Origin of the sequence: Flavobacterium sp. J49 (assembly GCF_011742145.1) — a bacterium.
Taxonomy (GTDB): Bacteria; Bacteroidota; Bacteroidia; order Flavobacteriales; family Flavobacteriaceae; genus Flavobacterium.
Genome location: NZ_JAAQQU010000013.1, coordinates 1 through 236 on the forward strand (window position 1 = coordinate 1; position 236 = coordinate 236).

A 236-nucleotide genomic window follows, 5' to 3' on the forward strand; every position below is an offset into this window, starting at 1 on the left:
TATCGTTTCAACGAGAAGTGTGCTTTAAATTGCTTCATTGTTCCTTGCTCAGGGAAATCTACCGTAAACCAATAGTCTGTTGAAGGTAATGGTTTTCCGTTAAACGTTCCGTCCCAACCATCACTTTGGTCACTGGCACTCAACTGTTTCAAAAGTTTTCCGTAACGGTCAAAGATGTAAATCGTGGTTTGTTCCGCAAAATTCGACAAGCCTACTATATTCCAAGCATCGTGTAT

General features: G+C 40.7%; 1 protein-coding gene. It reads right to left on the minus strand.

Features of this window, described 5'->3' with window-relative positions:
* On the minus strand, positions 1-236 hold a 236-nt coding region (locus tag HA632_RS00050), incomplete at both ends, for a T9SS type B sorting domain-containing protein (RefSeq protein WP_176305205.1).